Source organism: Mesorhizobium sp., assembly GCF_005063415.1.
GTDB lineage: Bacteria > Pseudomonadota > Alphaproteobacteria > Rhizobiales > Rhizobiaceae > Mesorhizobium.
Window position 1 is genome coordinate 10,119 of record NZ_SUEG01000006.1, and the last position, 15,704, is coordinate 25,822.

At 63.9% G+C, this 15,704-nt stretch carries 15 protein-coding genes; 12 read left to right on the forward strand and 3 right to left on the reverse strand.

The window, feature by feature from the left end; genetic code table 11:
* The coding region (locus E5W70_RS03175) for an efflux RND transporter periplasmic adaptor subunit (RefSeq protein ID WP_292653977.1) at positions 1–729 on the reverse strand (729 nt) is incomplete at its 3' end.
* Positions 726–1,772, reverse strand: coding sequence for an efflux RND transporter periplasmic adaptor subunit (locus E5W70_RS03180; RefSeq protein ID WP_292653978.1), 1,047 nt, complete (start codon positions 1,770–1,772; stop codon positions 726–728). The genes E5W70_RS03180 and E5W70_RS03175, both read right to left, overlap by 4 nt.
* A 345-nt stretch (positions 1,773–2,117) precedes the next feature.
* On the opposite strand from E5W70_RS03180, the gene E5W70_RS03185 reads away from it, so the two are divergent.
* Positions 2,118–3,395, forward strand: a complete 1,278-nt coding sequence (locus E5W70_RS03185) for a 4-aminobutyrate--2-oxoglutarate transaminase (RefSeq protein WP_292653979.1) — start codon at positions 2,118–2,120, stop codon at positions 3,393–3,395.
* A 2-nt stretch (positions 3,396–3,397) separates the two neighbouring features.
* Here the strand turns inward: E5W70_RS03185 and E5W70_RS03190 are convergent, their stop codons facing one another.
* Entirely contained in the window at positions 3,398–4,651 is a 1,254-nt protein-coding gene (locus E5W70_RS03190) for an FAD-dependent oxidoreductase (RefSeq protein ID WP_292653980.1), read from the reverse strand.
* A 475-nt stretch (positions 4,652–5,126) separates the two neighbouring features.
* Here E5W70_RS03190 and E5W70_RS03195 point away from each other — a divergent pair, with 475 nt between their 5' ends.
* From E5W70_RS03195 to E5W70_RS03245, 11 genes are all read left to right on the forward strand, one after another.
* Complete coding sequence (locus tag E5W70_RS03195) at positions 5,127–6,368, forward strand: imelysin family protein (protein WP_292654036.1); 1,242 nt, start codon at positions 5,127–5,129, stop codon at positions 6,366–6,368.
* Between the two features lie 56 nt (positions 6,369–6,424).
* The gene (locus tag E5W70_RS03200) at positions 6,425–6,736 is read left to right on the forward strand and encodes a (2Fe-2S)-binding protein (RefSeq protein ID WP_292653981.1); all 312 of its coding nucleotides are present in this window, start codon (positions 6,425–6,427) and stop codon (positions 6,734–6,736) included.
* Positions 6,702–7,187: a bacterioferritin gene (bfr, locus tag E5W70_RS03205; protein WP_023676883.1), complete on the forward strand. Its 486-nt coding sequence runs from the start codon at positions 6,702–6,704 to the stop codon at positions 7,185–7,187. The genes E5W70_RS03200 and bfr overlap by 35 nt, the downstream gene beginning before the upstream one ends.
* Positions 7,188–7,199: 12 nt before the next feature.
* Positions 7,200–8,807 carry a di-heme oxidoredictase family protein gene (locus tag E5W70_RS03210; RefSeq protein ID WP_292653982.1) on the forward strand — a complete coding sequence of 536 codons (1,608 nt, stop codon included), beginning with the start codon at positions 7,200–7,202 and terminating at the stop codon, positions 8,805–8,807.
* Positions 8,807–9,880 (forward strand): imelysin family protein, encoded by a 1,074-nt coding sequence (locus E5W70_RS03215; RefSeq protein ID WP_292653983.1) that lies wholly within the window; start codon positions 8,807–8,809, stop codon positions 9,878–9,880. The genes E5W70_RS03210 and E5W70_RS03215 overlap by 1 nt, the downstream gene beginning before the upstream one ends.
* Before the next feature lie 2 nt (positions 9,881–9,882).
* Positions 9,883–10,989 (forward strand): DUF1513 domain-containing protein, encoded by a 1,107-nt coding sequence (locus tag E5W70_RS03220; protein WP_292653984.1) that lies wholly within the window; start codon positions 9,883–9,885, stop codon positions 10,987–10,989.
* A 159-nt stretch (positions 10,990–11,148) separates the two neighbouring features.
* Positions 11,149–11,826 (forward strand): tRNA (adenosine(37)-N6)-threonylcarbamoyltransferase complex dimerization subunit type 1 TsaB, encoded by a 678-nt coding sequence (tsaB, locus tag E5W70_RS03225; protein ID WP_292653985.1) that lies wholly within the window; start codon positions 11,149–11,151, stop codon positions 11,824–11,826.
* Positions 11,826–12,320, forward strand: coding sequence for a ribosomal protein S18-alanine N-acetyltransferase (gene rimI, locus E5W70_RS03230; RefSeq protein ID WP_023719576.1), 495 nt, complete (start codon positions 11,826–11,828; stop codon positions 12,318–12,320). Before tsaB ends, rimI begins: the two co-directional genes overlap by 1 nt.
* A gap of 21 nt (positions 12,321–12,341) precedes the next feature.
* Positions 12,342–13,142, forward strand: a complete 801-nt coding sequence (locus E5W70_RS03235; protein ID WP_292653986.1) for a lysophospholipid acyltransferase family protein — start codon at positions 12,342–12,344, stop codon at positions 13,140–13,142.
* A 63-nt stretch (positions 13,143–13,205) separates the two neighbouring features.
* Positions 13,206–14,615 (forward strand): tRNA (N6-isopentenyl adenosine(37)-C2)-methylthiotransferase MiaB, encoded by a 1,410-nt coding sequence (miaB, locus tag E5W70_RS03240; protein ID WP_292653987.1) that lies wholly within the window; start codon positions 13,206–13,208, stop codon positions 14,613–14,615.
* Positions 14,616–14,641: 26 nt separating this feature from the next.
* Positions 14,642–15,691, forward strand: a complete 1,050-nt coding sequence (locus tag E5W70_RS03245; protein ID WP_292653988.1) for a PhoH family protein — start codon at positions 14,642–14,644, stop codon at positions 15,689–15,691.
* Positions 15,692–15,704: the final 13 nt, after the last annotated feature.

The window sequence follows — 15,704 nt, forward strand, 5'->3', positions numbered from 1 at the left end:
GCGCAGCTTGGCGTCGCTGCGTATCGTCGGCAGCGATTGCAGGATGATCTGGAAGGGGGTGCCGAAGGCGAGATCGCCGGTCAACTGGTCGGGAATGTCGACGACTGCTTCACGCGGGTCAGAGCGCGCCACCGTGACGACGGTCTGGCCGGGCGAGACCGTCTGGCCGACCTCGGCGCCGACGGCGGTGACCACGCCATCGAAGTCCGAGAACAACCTGGTATAGCCAAGCTGTTCCTGCGATTTGGCCAGCGCCGCATTGGCCCGCTCGACACCGGCCGCGGCGGCCTGCCTGGCTTGCCGCGCGGCGTCGAAGACGGCTTGCGAGGTATTGGCGGCAACAAGCAACTGGCGCTGGCGCTCCTCGCTGGCGGCGGCATTGGCAAATTGCGCCTGCGCGTTGGAGAGTTCTGCCTTCGCTGCCTGCACGGCAAGCTCCAGCGCCGTCGGATCGAGCGCCGAGATCGTCGTGCCCTTGGTGACGATATCGCCGACCTTGAGATCGCGGACGACGACCCGGCCAAGCAGGCGGAAGGCAAGGTCGGCGCTGAACTGCGGTTCGACAGATCCGGCGAAGCCGAAGGTCTCTACGGTGCGGGGCTCGACCACCACCGACAGCACCGGCCGGATGATCTCGGGCGGCTTCTCTTCCGATTGCGAGCAGGCGCCGAGCACGAGCCCAAACAGGGCAGGAACAAGCGGGGCAGGGCTGCGCAGGAGCCGGTTCATTGCTCCGCTCCCGCTATCTCGACGGTCTGGCCGGGGCTGAGCAACTGGCCGCCGGCGGTGACGACCGTTTGGCCTGCCTCGAGCCCCTTGTCGATGATGACCGAGCCGGATCCGAAGGCCAGCACCTCCACCTGTCTCGCTGCCACCGCCTTGGTCGCTTGATCGACGACCCAGACGGCCGGCTTGCCCGCGCTCGAGGTCAATGCCTGCCACGGCACGATGACGGCCTTCGACGGCTGGGCGCTGACCGAGCCGATGACGGCCGCGCCGAGCGGCATGCCCGCGGGCGTGTCGGGAATGGCGACCTTGACCCGGATCGAGCCTGAAGCCGGATCGACCGCCGGCGAGATTTCACGCACCTTGCCCATCGCCTTGATCTGCGGATCCGACAACAGCGTGATTGTCACCGCGGGTGCTGCCGGCGTCTTTGCTACCATCGTTTCCTCTACGTTGAAGACCGCATCGCGGTCGCCGTCCTCGGCAAGGGTGAAGACGGTCTGCGCCGCCTGCACCACCTGCCCGGCTTCGACCTGGCGCACTGTGATCACGCCTGCCGCACCCGCCTTGAGTTCGGTGAAGGAAAGGTCCTCTTTTGCATTGGCGAGCGCGCTTTGAGCGGCATCGACGCTGCCTCGCGCCACCTTCGACGCCTGTTCGGCCGCATCATAGTCGCGCCTCGTCGTGTAGCCCTGGGCAAGCAGTGTCTTTTGCCGTTCGAAGGCGGCGGCGGCCTGGGTCAATTGCGCCTGCGCGGCGTCGAGATCGGCCTGCGCCGAGCGCAGGTCGAATTCCTGTTCCTGCGGATCGATGCGGGCGAGCACGGTACCTTGATCGACATGCTGCCCGACGTCGACAAGCCGTTCGGCGACGCGGCCGCCGACCCGGAACGAAAGATTGTTTAGCGTGCGCGCCGCGATCACACCGGTGAGCGAAGTCCTTGGCGCATAGTTGGCGATCGCCACGGTCTCGGTGAGGACCATGACTGGCAGTTTCTTCGCGGCGGCCTCCTGCTTCTGGCAACCGGCCAGAAGCAAAGGCAGCATTGCCATTGCGCAGGCTAGAATTGTGGAGGCAGGAAAAGACAAATGGGCTTTAACCAATTGCGGCGAGACGGACGATGTCGCGTTCCTGCTCATAGCTCCCTCAACCGCGCGGGGCCGTTCCCTGTAGCAAGACAGGGCGGACAATGGCGAGGATAATTGATCCCCGCAAAAAGGAAACCTCTTCTCGTACGCGTATAGGCGGTTGGGTTAGGCTCGCCAGTTAACGCATCGGCGGCAGGCCCAATCGCCCGCCGCCAGTGCCAACTTGAGGAAAGCGTGAAATAAGGTCAGAAGAGTCTCAACAGCCATCAAACGAGAGCGGGCGCCGGCCCGGTGAGGGGTACGATGACAAATTCAGCCATTTCCGAACGCAAGAGCCAGTCGATTTCGCGCGGCGTCGGCATGACCACGCAGATCTATGCCGATCGCGCCGAAAACTCGGAAATCTGGGATGTGGAAGGCCGCCGCTACATCGATTTCTCGTCCGGCATCGCCGTCGTCAACACCGGCCACCGTCACCCCAGGGTGATCGAAGCGGTCAAGGCGCAGCTCGACCGTTTCACCCACACCTGCTACCAGGTCGTGCCCTATGAGAGCTATATCAGGCTGGCCGAACGGCTAAACGGCATGCTGCCCGGCAAATTCGACAAGAAGACGATCTTCGTCACCACCGGCGCCGAGGCGGTGGAGAATGCCATCAAGATTGCCCGCAACGCCACCGGCCGGCCGGCGGTCATCGCTTTTTCCGGCGGCTTTCACGGCCGCACCTTCATGGGCATGGCGCTGACCGGCAAGGTCGTGCCCTACAAGGTCGGCTTCGGCGCCATGCCGGCTGACGTCTTCCATGCGCCGTTCCCGGTGGCGCTGCACGGCGTCGCGGTCGCCGATTCGCTGGCCGCGCTCGACCGGCTGTTCAAGGCCGATGTCGATCCGGCCCGCGTCGCCGCCATCATCGTCGAGCCGGTGCAGGGCGAGGGCGGCTTCTACGAGGCGCCGCGCGACTTCATGACCGCATTGCGCAAGATCTGCGACCAGCACGGCATGCTGTTGATCGCCGACGAAGTGCAGACCGGCTTTGCCCGCACCGGCAAGATGTTCGCCATGGACCACCATGAGGTGGCAGCCGATATCACCACCATGGCCAAGAGCCTGGCCGGCGGTTTCCCGTTGGCGGCGGTCACCGGGCGTGCCGAGATCCTGGATGCACCGAACCCCGGCGGGCTCGGCGGCACCTATGGCGGCAGCCCGATCGGCGTCGCCGCGGCGCATGCCGTGCTCGACGTCATCGATGAGGAGAAGCTCTGCGACCGCGCCAACACGCTGGGCAACCGGCTGAAGCAGCGCCTGCAATCGATTCGCGACGAAGCGCCGGAGATCGTCGATATCAGAGGGCCCGGCTTCATGAACGCGGTCGAATTCAACGATGTGACGAAGGGCCTGCCGTCGCCGGAACTCGCCAATGCGGTCCGGCTGAAGGCGCTCGACAAGGGCCTGATCCTGCTCACCTGCGGCGTCTACGGCAACGTCATCCGTTTTCTCGCGCCGATCACCATCCAGGACGCCGTTATGAACGAGGCGCTCGACATCCTGGAAAGTTCGATCCGCGAGGTCCGCGCCGCCTAGAGCTATCCCGCCGCTCTTGCAGGCTCTGCCTGCTGGAAGGCGGCGAGCGCCGCCTTCAGCCCGTCGGGCCCGGTCGCGACAATCTGCGGCGACGGCGAAAAACCGGCACCGAGCATCTTGCGGCCAAGCATATGGTCGCCCGGCCGGTTGACCGATTCGATGCCGAGCAGCCGGCTTCCGGCATAGTGGTAGATGGAGAATTTGTTCTCGGCCACGTCGCCCAGCACGACATGGCTGTCGCCGCCCGCAATCAGACCGACCATCTGCAGCTTCATGTCGCCGATATCGGACCAGAACCACGGCACCGCCGAGTAATTGTCGGCGTGGCCGACGATGGTGCGCGCGGCGAGCCGCGCCTGGTCTGTGGCGTTCTGCACCGATTCCAGCCGCACATCGCCGCCGGTGAACCAGTGCCGGTAGGAGGCGGCGTCGCCGATGGCGAGGATTTCCGGCACGGACGTGCGCATCTGCTGGTCGACGCGGATGCCGTTGGCGATGGCAATACCGGTGGCTTCGGCCAGTTCGACATTCGGCACGACGCCAATGCCGATGACGACCATCTGCGCCGGCAATCTTTCGCCGGATGAGGTGATTGCAGCCGAAACACGGCCGTTCTCGCCCTCCAGCCGTTCGATGGTGGTGCCGGTGAGGACGCGCACACCGGTGGCTTCCAGCCGCTGGCGCACATGGCCGGCGATGACCGGCGCCACGGCGCGGCCGAGCAGCCGGTCGACCGCCTCGACCACCGCAACCTTGCGGCTGGCCGCGGTGAGCGTCGCGGCAATCTCCAGGCCGATGAAGCCGCCGCCGAGGATGACGACCTCCTCGCTTTGCGCGCTCAATTCGCGGATCAGGCGGGCATCGCCGAGCGAGCGCAGCGACACAACGCCAGAAAGCTCCGAACCCGGCAGCGGCAGCAGGCGCGGCCGCGCGCCGGTGGCGAGGACAAGCCGGTCGAACGGCAACACGCCGCCGCCCGATATCTCCAGCCTGCGGCCGCCTACATCGATGCGCTCGATCCGGAGGCCTGGCCGGTAGTCTATGGCGCTGCCGGTATAAAAAGCCTCGCCGCGCAACGGCTGCGGCTTTGCTTGCTGATCCTTGATGAAGGTCTTCGACAGCGGCGGCTTGTGGTAGGGCAATTCGTTTTCGTCGCCGACCAGGATCACCGGGGCGTCACAGCCCTCTTCGCGCAGGCTGGCGGCCGCTTGCACGCCCGCATGACCCGCACCGACAATGACGACCCCGTTCTTCATAACAGCCCGATTCCTCATTCAAATCTAGGACGTCTCGCCAGGTGGCGATTGTCCGGCGCCGCCGCAAGAGCGCCGATCCGGGTCGCACCCGGAACGGCCGCCTGTCAACCGCGTCATGCGCCGGCATTCCCTATACATCGATGTTAAAGTTGACAGTTCTAGTTTAGAATAATTCTAAACTGTTGTTTCAATTGAATTTTTTCTACGCCACCAGTTGACATCCGGTGTCTTCGCCGTTTTATGGAAGCTCGCGCGTCAGCGCATCCCTTTGATGTCTGGGCCTTGAACCCTTTCGATTGGAGGCATTTCGGTGTCTTTTCTTCCGCGAACCGCGCGATCGCGCGACCCTTCTTTGCCCGCTGGCAGTTGCCCGCCGCGGCGCCGGCATTTCATTGATTCCCGAGGAGAGACAGTCATGAGAACGATGATCACGGCACGGTATGGCGGCAGGCTTGCGGCGATCGGCGCCACCGCGATGCTGACGGCGGCGGTGTTCGTGCTGCCGGCCAAGGCGCAAACCGATGCCAAGGCGGTCATCAAGACTTATTCCGACATCGCGCTCGCCAAATACGAGGATTCGCTGATCACGGCCGAGGCGCTCGACAAGGCTGTCGATGCGCTGCTCGCCAAGCCATCGGCCGAGACGCTGAACGCCGCCCGCGATGCCTGGAAGTCATCGCGCGTTCCCTATCAGCAGACCGAGGTCTATCGCTTCGGCAATGCCATCGTCGACGACTGGGAAGGCAAGGTGAACTCCTGGCCGCTCGACGAAGGCTTGATCGACTATGTTGCCAAGAGCTACGGCACTGAGTCGGACGCCAACGCGCTCTACACCGCCAATGTGATCGCCAACAAGTCGATCGAGATCAACGGCAAGAAGGTCGACGCCACCAATCTGACGCCGGAGTTCCTCTCCGGCACCCTGCAGGAGGCCGGCGGTATCGAGTCCAATGTGGCGACCGGCTATCACGCCATCGAATTCCTGCTTTGGGGGCAAGACCTGCACGGCACCGGTCCGGGCGCCGGCGAGCGGCCCTACACCGATTACGACCTCACCAATTGCACCGGCGGCAATTGCGACCGTCGCGGGCAGTATCTGAAATCGGCGAGCGACCTTCTGGTTTCCGATCTCAAGGACATGGTCAACGACTGGAAGGAAGGCGGCGCCGCCCGCAAGAACCTTGTCGATGGCGAGCCGAACGCCGCCATCTCGACCATCTTCACCGGCATGGGCTCGCTGTCCTATGGCGAGCTCGCCGGCGAGCGGATGAAGCTCGGCCTCTTGTTGCACGATCCGGAAGAGGAACACGATTGCTTCTCCGACAATACCTACAACTCCCATCTTTATGATGCGATCGGCATCCGTACCGCCTATCACGGCAGCTACACGCGGCTCGACGGCACTGTCGTCGAGGGGCCGTCGGTGGCCGACATGGTCAAGGCGGCCGACCCGGCGGTTGACAAGGAATTGTCGGACAAACTGGACGTCACCGTCGCCAAGATGGAGGCCATCAAGGCGCGGGCGCTTGCCGGCGAGGCCTATGACCAGCAGATCGGAGAAGGCAACACGGAAGGCAACGCCACCGTGCAGGCGGCGATCGACGCGCTGGTCGATCAGACCAAGTCGATCGAACGCGCCGTCGGGACACTGAAGCTCAATGCGATAGCCTTCGAGGGCTCGGACAGCCTCGATTCACCGGACAAGGTGTTCCAGTAAACTATCGAAACCACCAGCCACGCGACGCAACGAAGCGCCGTTAGCCAGAGCGACAAATGCTGATCTGCCATTGCAACATCATCACCGAAAAGGAGATAGAGCAGACGATCGTCGGATTGCTGGATGACGACCCCTGGCAGCTTATCGTGCCGGCGAAAGTCTATCATGCCATGCACAAGCGTGGTCGCTGTTGCGGCTGCTTCCCAAATGTGGTCGAAACGATCATTCGGGTCACCGAAAATTACCACGCCCGCTCGGCGGCGAGCGGCGTGGACATCGTTTCACACCTTGATCGCGTCAGAGGCCTGCGCGTCCAATACGGGAGCAGAACCCATGAAAGGCGAACAGCAGATCATAGAGCGGCTTAACGAGGCTCTGTTTCTGGAACTTGGAGCGGTCAATCAGTACTGGGTGCATTTCCGGCTGCTGGAAGATTGGGGATACGCCAAGCTGGCGAAGAAGGAACGCGCCGAATCGATCGAGGAAATGCACCATGCCGACCGGCTCGTAGCGCGCATCATCTTCCTCGAGGGCCATCCGAATCTGCAGTCCGTGGCGCCGCTGCGCATCGGGCAGAATGTCAAGGAAGTGCTCGAATCCGATCTTGCCGGCGAATATGACGCGCGCACCGCCTACAAGCGTTCGCGCGAGGTTTGCAACGAAGCAGGCGACTACGTGACGATGAAGCTGTTCGAGGAATTGCTGGCCGACGAGGAAGGTCACATCGACTTCCTCGAGACGCAACTCGACCTGCTCGCCTCAATCGGCGAGGAAAAGTACGGCCAGCTCAACGCGGCATCGGCCGACGAGGCGGAATAAGGATATGCCGGAATGCGGCGCCCCCTAGATTTCATGCGCCGCTTGCGGCCGGCCGAGCATTGCGGCCTGCCGCCTCAGAAGAAGCCGCGATACGGTATCCTTCGCGGCGCCTTACTTGCCGTGGTGGCGACGCTTACAGCCTCGGCGCTGGCCGGGGCGCCGCAACCGGCGGGGCTTGCCACCAGCCGCACCGATCTGACGCCGAAGGATCTGGCGCGCGTCACCGCCATTACCAGGCCGACCAGCGATTTTTCCAGGCCCGAGCAATTTGAGCTGATGCAGGGCGGCGCCGGCACCTCGAAGAAGGACGTCAACAAGGATGCCTTCTCGCAATCCTCTGCCAACATCAGCTTCGAGGAAGAGGGCACCTTCAAGCTCGGCAACGCCATTTTCCGCAAGAACTGGGTGTCGTCGCCATCCTCGACACAGGCCTCGGATGGTCTCGGTCCACTGTTCAACGAGCGCGCCTGCCAGAACTGTCATCTGAAAGACGGTCGCGGCCATCCGCCCGAAGGCGACAGCGGCACCACCTCGATGTTCCTGCGCCTGGCAAGGGAAGCCAGTACCGAGGAGGAGAAAGCCGCGCTCGCCGATCACAAGGTGCTCAACTTCCCCGACCCGGTCTACGGCACGCAATTGCAGGAGCTAGCCGTTCCCGGCTTGCAGGGCGAAGGCAGGATGCATGTCGACTATCAGGAAGAGAAGGTGAAATTGGCGGACGGCAGCGCAGTGTCGCTGCGCAAGCCGAGCTATTCGGTCGAGGGTCTCGCCTACGGGCCGCTCGATCCACACACCACGCTGTCGCCGCGCATGACGCCGCCGATGATCGGCCTTGGCCTGGTCGAGCAGATCGCTCCTGCCGACATCCTTGCCCGCGCCGATCCGGCCGACCGCGATGGTGACGGCATTTCCGGCAGGCCCAACATGATACGCGACGGCAGCAGCGGTGAACTGACGCTCGGCCGTTTCGGCTGGAAGGCGCAGGCGGCCTCGATCCGCCAGCAATCGGCGGACGCTTTTGCCGGCGATATCGGCATTTCGACGCCCGAGGTGCCGAAGCACTGGGGCGATTGCGGCGCCGCGGAAAAGACCTGCCTTGCCCTGCCCAACGGTGTGCAGGAGCGCCTCGGTCCGGTCGAAGCGCCGCCGCCGGTCATGGACCTCGTGACCTTCTATTCGCAAAACCTTGCCGTGCCGGCCCGGCGCGACCTCGACAGACCGGACGTGCTCGCCGGCAAAAAACTGTTCTACGATATGGGCTGCATCTCCTGCCATACGCCGAAATTCGTCACCCGTCGCGGCACCCCGAACAAGGCGCAGGCCTTCCAGCTGATCTGGCCGTATTCCGATTTCCTGCTGCATGACATGGGACCCGCCCTTGCCGACGGACAGGCGGTGGGCGAGGCCACCGGAAGCGAATGGCGCACGCCGCCGCTGTGGGGCATCGGGCTCACCCAGACCGTCAGCGGCAACACCTTCTTCCTGCATGACGGGCGCGCGCGCAGCCTGGCCGAGGCGATCCTGTGGCATGGCGGCGAGGGGCAGAAAGCGCGCGACCGCTTTGCCGCGGCCGATGCTGCCGATCGCGCAGCGCTGATCAAGTTTCTGGAGTCGCTCTGATGCCGAGGCGTCTTGCATTCGCTCTGATGCTGGTCCTCGCCGGTGCGCTGCCGGCATCCGCGGCGGTGAAGGCTTCGGATGTGATCCAGCGGGCGATCGACGGCTTCGTTCGCCCGGCCTATGCCAGGCTGCATGACCATGCGGACAGCTTGGCCAAGACCATGCACGCGCTTTGCCAAGCGCCCTCGCAAGACAATCTCGATGCGGCACGCGCCGAATTCTCTGGTGTCGTGGATGCGTGGTCAGTGGTGGAAATCATCCGTTTCGGCCCGATCTCCGAAAACAACCGGCTTGAGCGCATGCTGTTTTGGCCGGACCGCAAGAGCATCGGCCTGAAGCAGGTGCAAGCAGCACTTGCCGGCAAGGATCCGACAGCAGCCGATCCGGCCCAGCTGGCGACAAAGAGCGTCGCCATGCAAGGGCTCGGCGCACTGGAATTCGTGCTCTACGGCGACGGCGCCGGTCAATTGGCCGGTAGGGACGACGCTTATCGCTGCGCCTATGGCGCGGCCATTGCCGGCAATATCGAGGCAATCGCCGGCGAGGTCGCCAATGCCTGGACCAAGCCCGACGGCTTTGCCGCTCTCTGGGCCAATGCGGGTCCGCAGAACGCGCTCTACCACAATGGCACCGAAGCGGTGACCGAACTGGTCGGCGTCTTCATCAACGAGTTGGAAATGGTCCGCGACGTACGTCTGAAGGGCTTCCTGGGCGCCAAGCCGGAGGCCGACAAACCGAAACAGGCGATCTATTGGCGCTCGCAAAACACCGCCCGCTCACTGACCGGGAATCTTGCGGGCATGGACGCGCTGTTCCAGGCCTCGCAGCTTGGCGACGCGCTGGCGCCCGATGCGCGCTGGATGGCGGAATCGGTCCACATCCAGCTCACCAACGGGATCGAGGCGGCCAAGGCGATCAGGGGACCGATCGACAAGGCACTTGCCGATCCGGCGCTGCGCCGCAAGCTCGACTATTTCTCCCTGGTGACATCCAGCCTGACGACCCTGATCGGCACCAGGCTGACCGCCGAATTCGGCCTGACCGCCGGGTTCTCGTCACTGGACGGCGACTGATCATGAGGACGCCGCTGATCGATCGGCGCGATTTCCTGAGGGCCGCAGGCGCTGGTTTGGTAGCGGCGATGGCGCCGTCGGCCTGGGCAAAGACGCTCGATGCCGAGGCGGTCTTCGCCACCGCTTTCGTCAAGCGCGACGGCAGCTATGGCGCGGCCGTCCTGTCCGAGGCCGGCAAGTTGTTGCACACGATCGATCTGCCCGATCGGGGCCATGACGTTACCTTCGACCCGGTGTCTAAGCGTTCGGTGGTGTTTGCCAGGCAGCCGGGCACCTTTGCTGTCGTCTTCGACCATACCGGCCGCGATGAACCGTACACCATTGCCAGCGTTGCCGGCCGGCATTTCTTCGGCCATGGCGTGTTCTCGGCCGACGGCGCGCTGCTCTACGCAACCGAGAACGATTTCGATAATGCCGCCGGCGTCGTCGGCGTCTATGACGCGCATGCGAAATTCAAGCGCATTGGCGAGTTCCCGACCTACGGCATGGGCCCACACGAGCTTTTGCTGCTTTCCGACGGCAGGACGATTGCTGTGGCCAATGGCGGCATCGAGACGCATCCGGATTATGGCCGCGCCGAGCTCAATATCGCAACGATGAGGCCGTCCTATGTGCTGGTCGACCGGCTCACCGGCGATCTCACCGAAAAGCACGAATTGCCGCCGGCCCTGCACCAGCTATCGATTCGCCATATGGATGCCGACCGGTCCGGCACCGTCTGGTTCGGCTGTCAGTATAGGGGGCCGGGTACCGATCGTCCCCCGCTGGTCGGCCGCGCGGCGCGCGGCAACGAACTGGAACTGCTCGACATGTCGCAGGACGTGCTCTCCGGCTTCAGGAACTATATCGGCTCGGTCGCCGCCAACCCTGCCGCCGGCACCATCGCCGTGTCTTCGCCTGAGGGGAATTCGCTTGCCGTGATCGACGCGGCCAGCGGCCGCATCGTCGCCACCAAGGCGCTGGTCGAGGTCTGTGGCGTGGCGCCCGATGGGGAGAGCTTTATGGCGACGACCGGCGCCGGCGAAATCGTCGAGGCCGGTGGCTCGATCCGTTCCGAGCCGGACTATGTCTGGGACAATCACGTGCTGCGTATCGAGCAGGTCGGCTAGTCCCGATACTCATTGTGGCGATTTCGTGCGTTGAAACTTACATTCGTGGACCCGCGCCGAAGCAAAGTCGCCTGACGATTTATCCATTATTCCCTTGCGGGGATCAGCCCTGGCGGGCAGAGGGAAGCTGTTTTCGAAACTGTCTCAACCGGCCGCTTCATGAAATTGCTTGCCATCGACTGTGCCGCCAATCTCTGCGCCGCCTGCGTCTACGACGCGGCGGCCGGGAAAGAGCTCGGCCGTTCGGTGCTCGATCTCGGCAAGGGTCATGCCGAGCATCTGATGGGTGTCATCGAAGGGGCGTTGAAGGCGGCCGGAACGGACTTTAGCGGCCTCGGCGCCATTGCCGTTTCCACCGGTCCGGGCTCCTTCACCGGTCTGCGCGTCGGCGTCTCGGCGGCGCGCGGCCTTGCGCTGGCGCTGAAAATCCCGGCGATCGGCGTGACGACTCTGGAAGCACTGGCGGCGCAAGCGAGAGTAACGTTTCCCGGCCGCGCCGTTCTCGCCGCGCTCGATGCAGGCCGCGAGGAGATCCATGCGGCGCTTTACGATGAGAGGTCGGTTCTGATCTATGGTCCCGCTGTGACCACGCTCTCGCAAGCCGCAGCCATCGCGGTTGACTGCTCCGCGGTTCTTGCCGGCACCGCGACGTCGCAAATTGCCGCCTCGGTCGGGCGCGCTTTTGACACCGGCCCGATCGGGGCCACCGCCGACATCGCCGTCTATGCCCAGCTGGCGACTGCTAAAGACGATGGTGAAAAGCCGAAGCCGTTGTATTTGCGCGGCGCGGACGCCAAGCCGCAGGCCGGCTTTATTTTATCGAGGCAAAAAAACTGATGCGCATTCCCTTCCTCCAGCCGCGTCGCAGGGACTATGCGCTCGAGCCGTTGACGATTGCCGATAGCGCGGCCATGTCGGTGCTGCATCGCGAGGATTTCGCGCGGCCGTGGACTGACGACGAATTCGCCGCACTGCTCGAGCAGGACACCGTGTTCGGCTATGCCGCGCGCGAGACCGGACAGGGCGCCAAGCCGCCGGTTGGCTTCGTGCTGGCGCGGCTGGCGGCCGGCGAGGGGGAGGTCCTGACGGTCGCGGTGGCACGCTCGCATCGGCGCCGGGGGCTCGGCTGGCAATTGATGGATGCGGTGCTGCGTGAACTGCACGCACAGCGCGCCGAGGCACTTTTCCTCGAGGTCGACGAGACCAATGTCGCCGCGATCGCGCTCTACCGGCGGCTCGGCTTCCGCGAGGTCGGCAAGCGCGCCAACTATTACAAGTCGCCGGAACACGGCCCGACCGGCGCGCTTGTCATGCGCCGCGATCTTCGCTAGCCAAACGCCGGGGTGGTGCGGATGATCGGAAAAATCAGGATTTTCCTGGCGCTGGGGCTGGTTGTCGTCGGCTCCTTGGTGCTTGTGCCGCTGCAGATACTGTCGATGAAGACCGGGCTCTGGCGCGAGACCTTCATCCTGAAGATCTGGCACAGGATGATCGTCAGGGCGCTGGGGCTGCGCATCCATGTCAAGGGAGCGCTGTCCGGCCAGCGCCCATTGCTGATTGCTGCCAACCACATCTCCTGGACCGACATCATGGTGCTGGGGTCGATGGTCGACGTGACGTTCATCGCCAGGGCCGACATGGCCGGCTGGCCGTTGATCGGCATGCTGTCGAAGCTGCAGCGCACCGTCTTCATCGAACGTGAACGCAAACGTTCGTCGGGCGACCAGGCGAGCGAGATCGCCGGCCGCATGGCCAAGGGCGACGCCATGGTGCTGTTCGCCGAAGGCTCGACCGGCGACGGCAACATGATCCTGCCGTTCAAGAGTACGCTGTTCGGCGCCGCTACAATGGCGATTGCGGAAGGGGCGGCCGAACAGGTATTCATCCAGCCGGTGGCCATCGTCTATACGCGCCTGCATGGCGTGCCGCTCGGCCGCCGGCATCGGCCGGTTGCCGCCTGGATCGGCGATGAGGAGCTGATGCCGCACCTCAAGGTGCTGATGGCCGAGGGCGCTCTCGACGTCGAGGTGCATTTTGGCGAGGCGATCGCTTTCTCCAAGGGCTCGAGCCGCAAGGAGACGGCAAAGCAGATGGAACGCCAGGTGCGCGAGATGGTGCAGGCGGCGCTCGCCGAACCGCGCCCAAGCCGGTAGTCTGCGCAGGTTCCGGCCAGATTCGTCTGTTTTTTGTCGGGGAAAGGCGCTAGAAGCCGCGAAATGGAATTGAACACGATAGAACGCGACGACATCGGCGCTGCCGCCGAAGACCTGGTCGTTCCGGCTGCCGCGACCAGAAAGGTCTTCGTCAAGACCTATGGCTGCCAGATGAACGTCTACGATTCGCAGCGCATGACCGATGCTCTGGCGGCCGACGGCTATGCCGCGACCGATGCCATCGGCGAGGCCGATCTGGTGCTGCTCAACACCTGCCACATCCGCGAAAAAGCGGCGGAAAAGGTCTATTCCGAACTTGGGCGCATCCGTGAGTTGAAGGCGGAACGTGCCAAGGCCGGGCGCGAAATGCTGGTCGGCGTCGCCGGCTGCGTGGCGCAGGCCGAGGGTGCCGAGATCATCCGCCGCTCGCCGGCCGTCGATCTGGTCATCGGTCCGCAGACCTATCACCGGCTGCCCGGTGTGCTGGCGAGAGCGCGGAGCGGCGAAAAGATCGTCGAGACCGACTATTCCGTCGAGGACAAGTTCGAGCATCTGCCGCAGCCAAAGCGCGCCGAACTGATCAGGCGCGGCGTGACGGCGTTCTTGACCGTTCAGGAAGGCTGCGACAAGTTCTGCACCTTCTGTGTCGTGCCCTATACGCGCGGCTCGGAAGTCTCGCGGCCGGTGGCACAGATCGTCGCCGAGGCCGAGCGCCTGGCGGATGCCGGCGTGCGCGAGGTGACGCTGCTCGGCCAGAACGTCAATGCCTGGCACGGAAGGGGCGAAAACGGCGAGGAATGGGGCCTTGGCCGGCTGCTGTTCAGGCTGGCGGAGATTCCAGGTCTGGCGCGGCTGCGCTACACGACCAGCCATCCGCGCGACATGGACGATGAATTGATCGCCGCCCATCGTGATTTGCCTACGCTGATGCCCTATCTACATTTACCGGTGCAATCCGGCTCCGACCGCATACTCAAGGCGATGAACCGCAGGCATATGGCCAAGGACTATCTGACGTTGATCGACCGCATCCGTGCCGCACGGAGCGACATCGCGCTGTCGGGTGATTTTATCGTCGGCTTTCCCGGTGAGACGGAAGCCGATTTCGAGGCGACCATGCAGTTGGTGGAAGACGTCAACTATGCCTCGGCCTTCTCGTTCAAATACTCTCCGCGCCCCGGCACGCCGGGCGCGGAGATGAGCGATCACGTGCCGGAGGCCGTCAAGGACGAGCGCCTGCAGCGGCTGCAGGCGCTGCTTCTGAAACAGCAGCAGCATTTCGGCGCAAGCCTTGTCGGCAGGACTATCGATACGCTGATCGAAAAGCCGGGCCGCCAGGCCGGCCAGAAGGTTGGCCGCTCGCCGTGGCTGCAGCCGGTTATTGTTGATGAAAAGACCGGCGAAATCGGTGACATTATCCAGGTACGAATCACGAAGACGGGCTACAACAGCCTGTTCGCCGAATTGGCCTGAAGGCCTCGGCAGATGAGGAGAGACGGTTGAGCGCTGCTGAAGTCAAGAACCTGCCCCAGAATCTACCCTCCGGGGCCTCGGATATGGCGCACATCGTACTGACTTTCGACAATAACAAGCTTGCCAGCGCCCTTTACGGCCAGTTCGACGAGAATCTGGCCAGGCTCGAGCAGAAGCTCGGCGTCGACATCCGCTCGCGTGGCAATCAATTGACCATCAAGGGCTCTTCCTCGGCCGCCGAGCAGGCACGCCGCGCGTTGGACAATCTTTATGGCATTCTGCAGAAAGGCACCGATATCGGCCAGTCCGATGTCGACGGCGCCGTACGCATGGCGATCGCCACCGACGACCAGCTGACGCTGCCGACGCTGGAGCGCAAGGGCAAGATGTCCGCCGCCCAGATATCGACGCGCAAGAAGACCATCTATGCCCGCTCGCTCAACCAGGACGCCTACATGCGCGCGCTGGAGCGATCGGAACTCGTCTTCGGCATCGGCCCGGCCGGCACCGGAAAGACCTATCTGGCGGTGGCGCATGCGGCAATGCTGCTCGAACGCGGCATGGTCGAACGCATCGTGCTGTCGCGCCCAGCGGTCGAGGCCGGTGAACGGCTTGGCTTTCTGCCGGGCGACATGAAGGAGAAGGTCGATCCCTATCTGCGGCCGCTCTATGATGCGCTCTACGACATGATGCCGGCCGACAAGGTCGAGCGGGCGATTGCCGCCGAGGTCATCGAGATCGCGCCGCTGGCATTCATGCGCGGCCGTACGCTGGCGCACGCTGCCGTCATCCTCGACGAGGCGCAGAACACCACGCCAATGCAGATGAAGATGTTCCTGACCCGGCTCGGCGAGAACTCGCGCATGATCGTCACCGGCGATCCGACCCAGATCGATCTGCCGCCAAACACCAAGTCCGGCCTGGTCGAGGCACTGAGAATTCTCGACGGCGTCACCGGCATGGTGACCGTACGCTTCAATGAAGGCGACGTCGTCAGGCATCCGCTGGTCGCCGAGATCGTCAAGGCCTACGACCGTGACGGCAAGCTGGCCAGGGGCTTGGGTGTCGAAAGCTGATATGATTATGCGG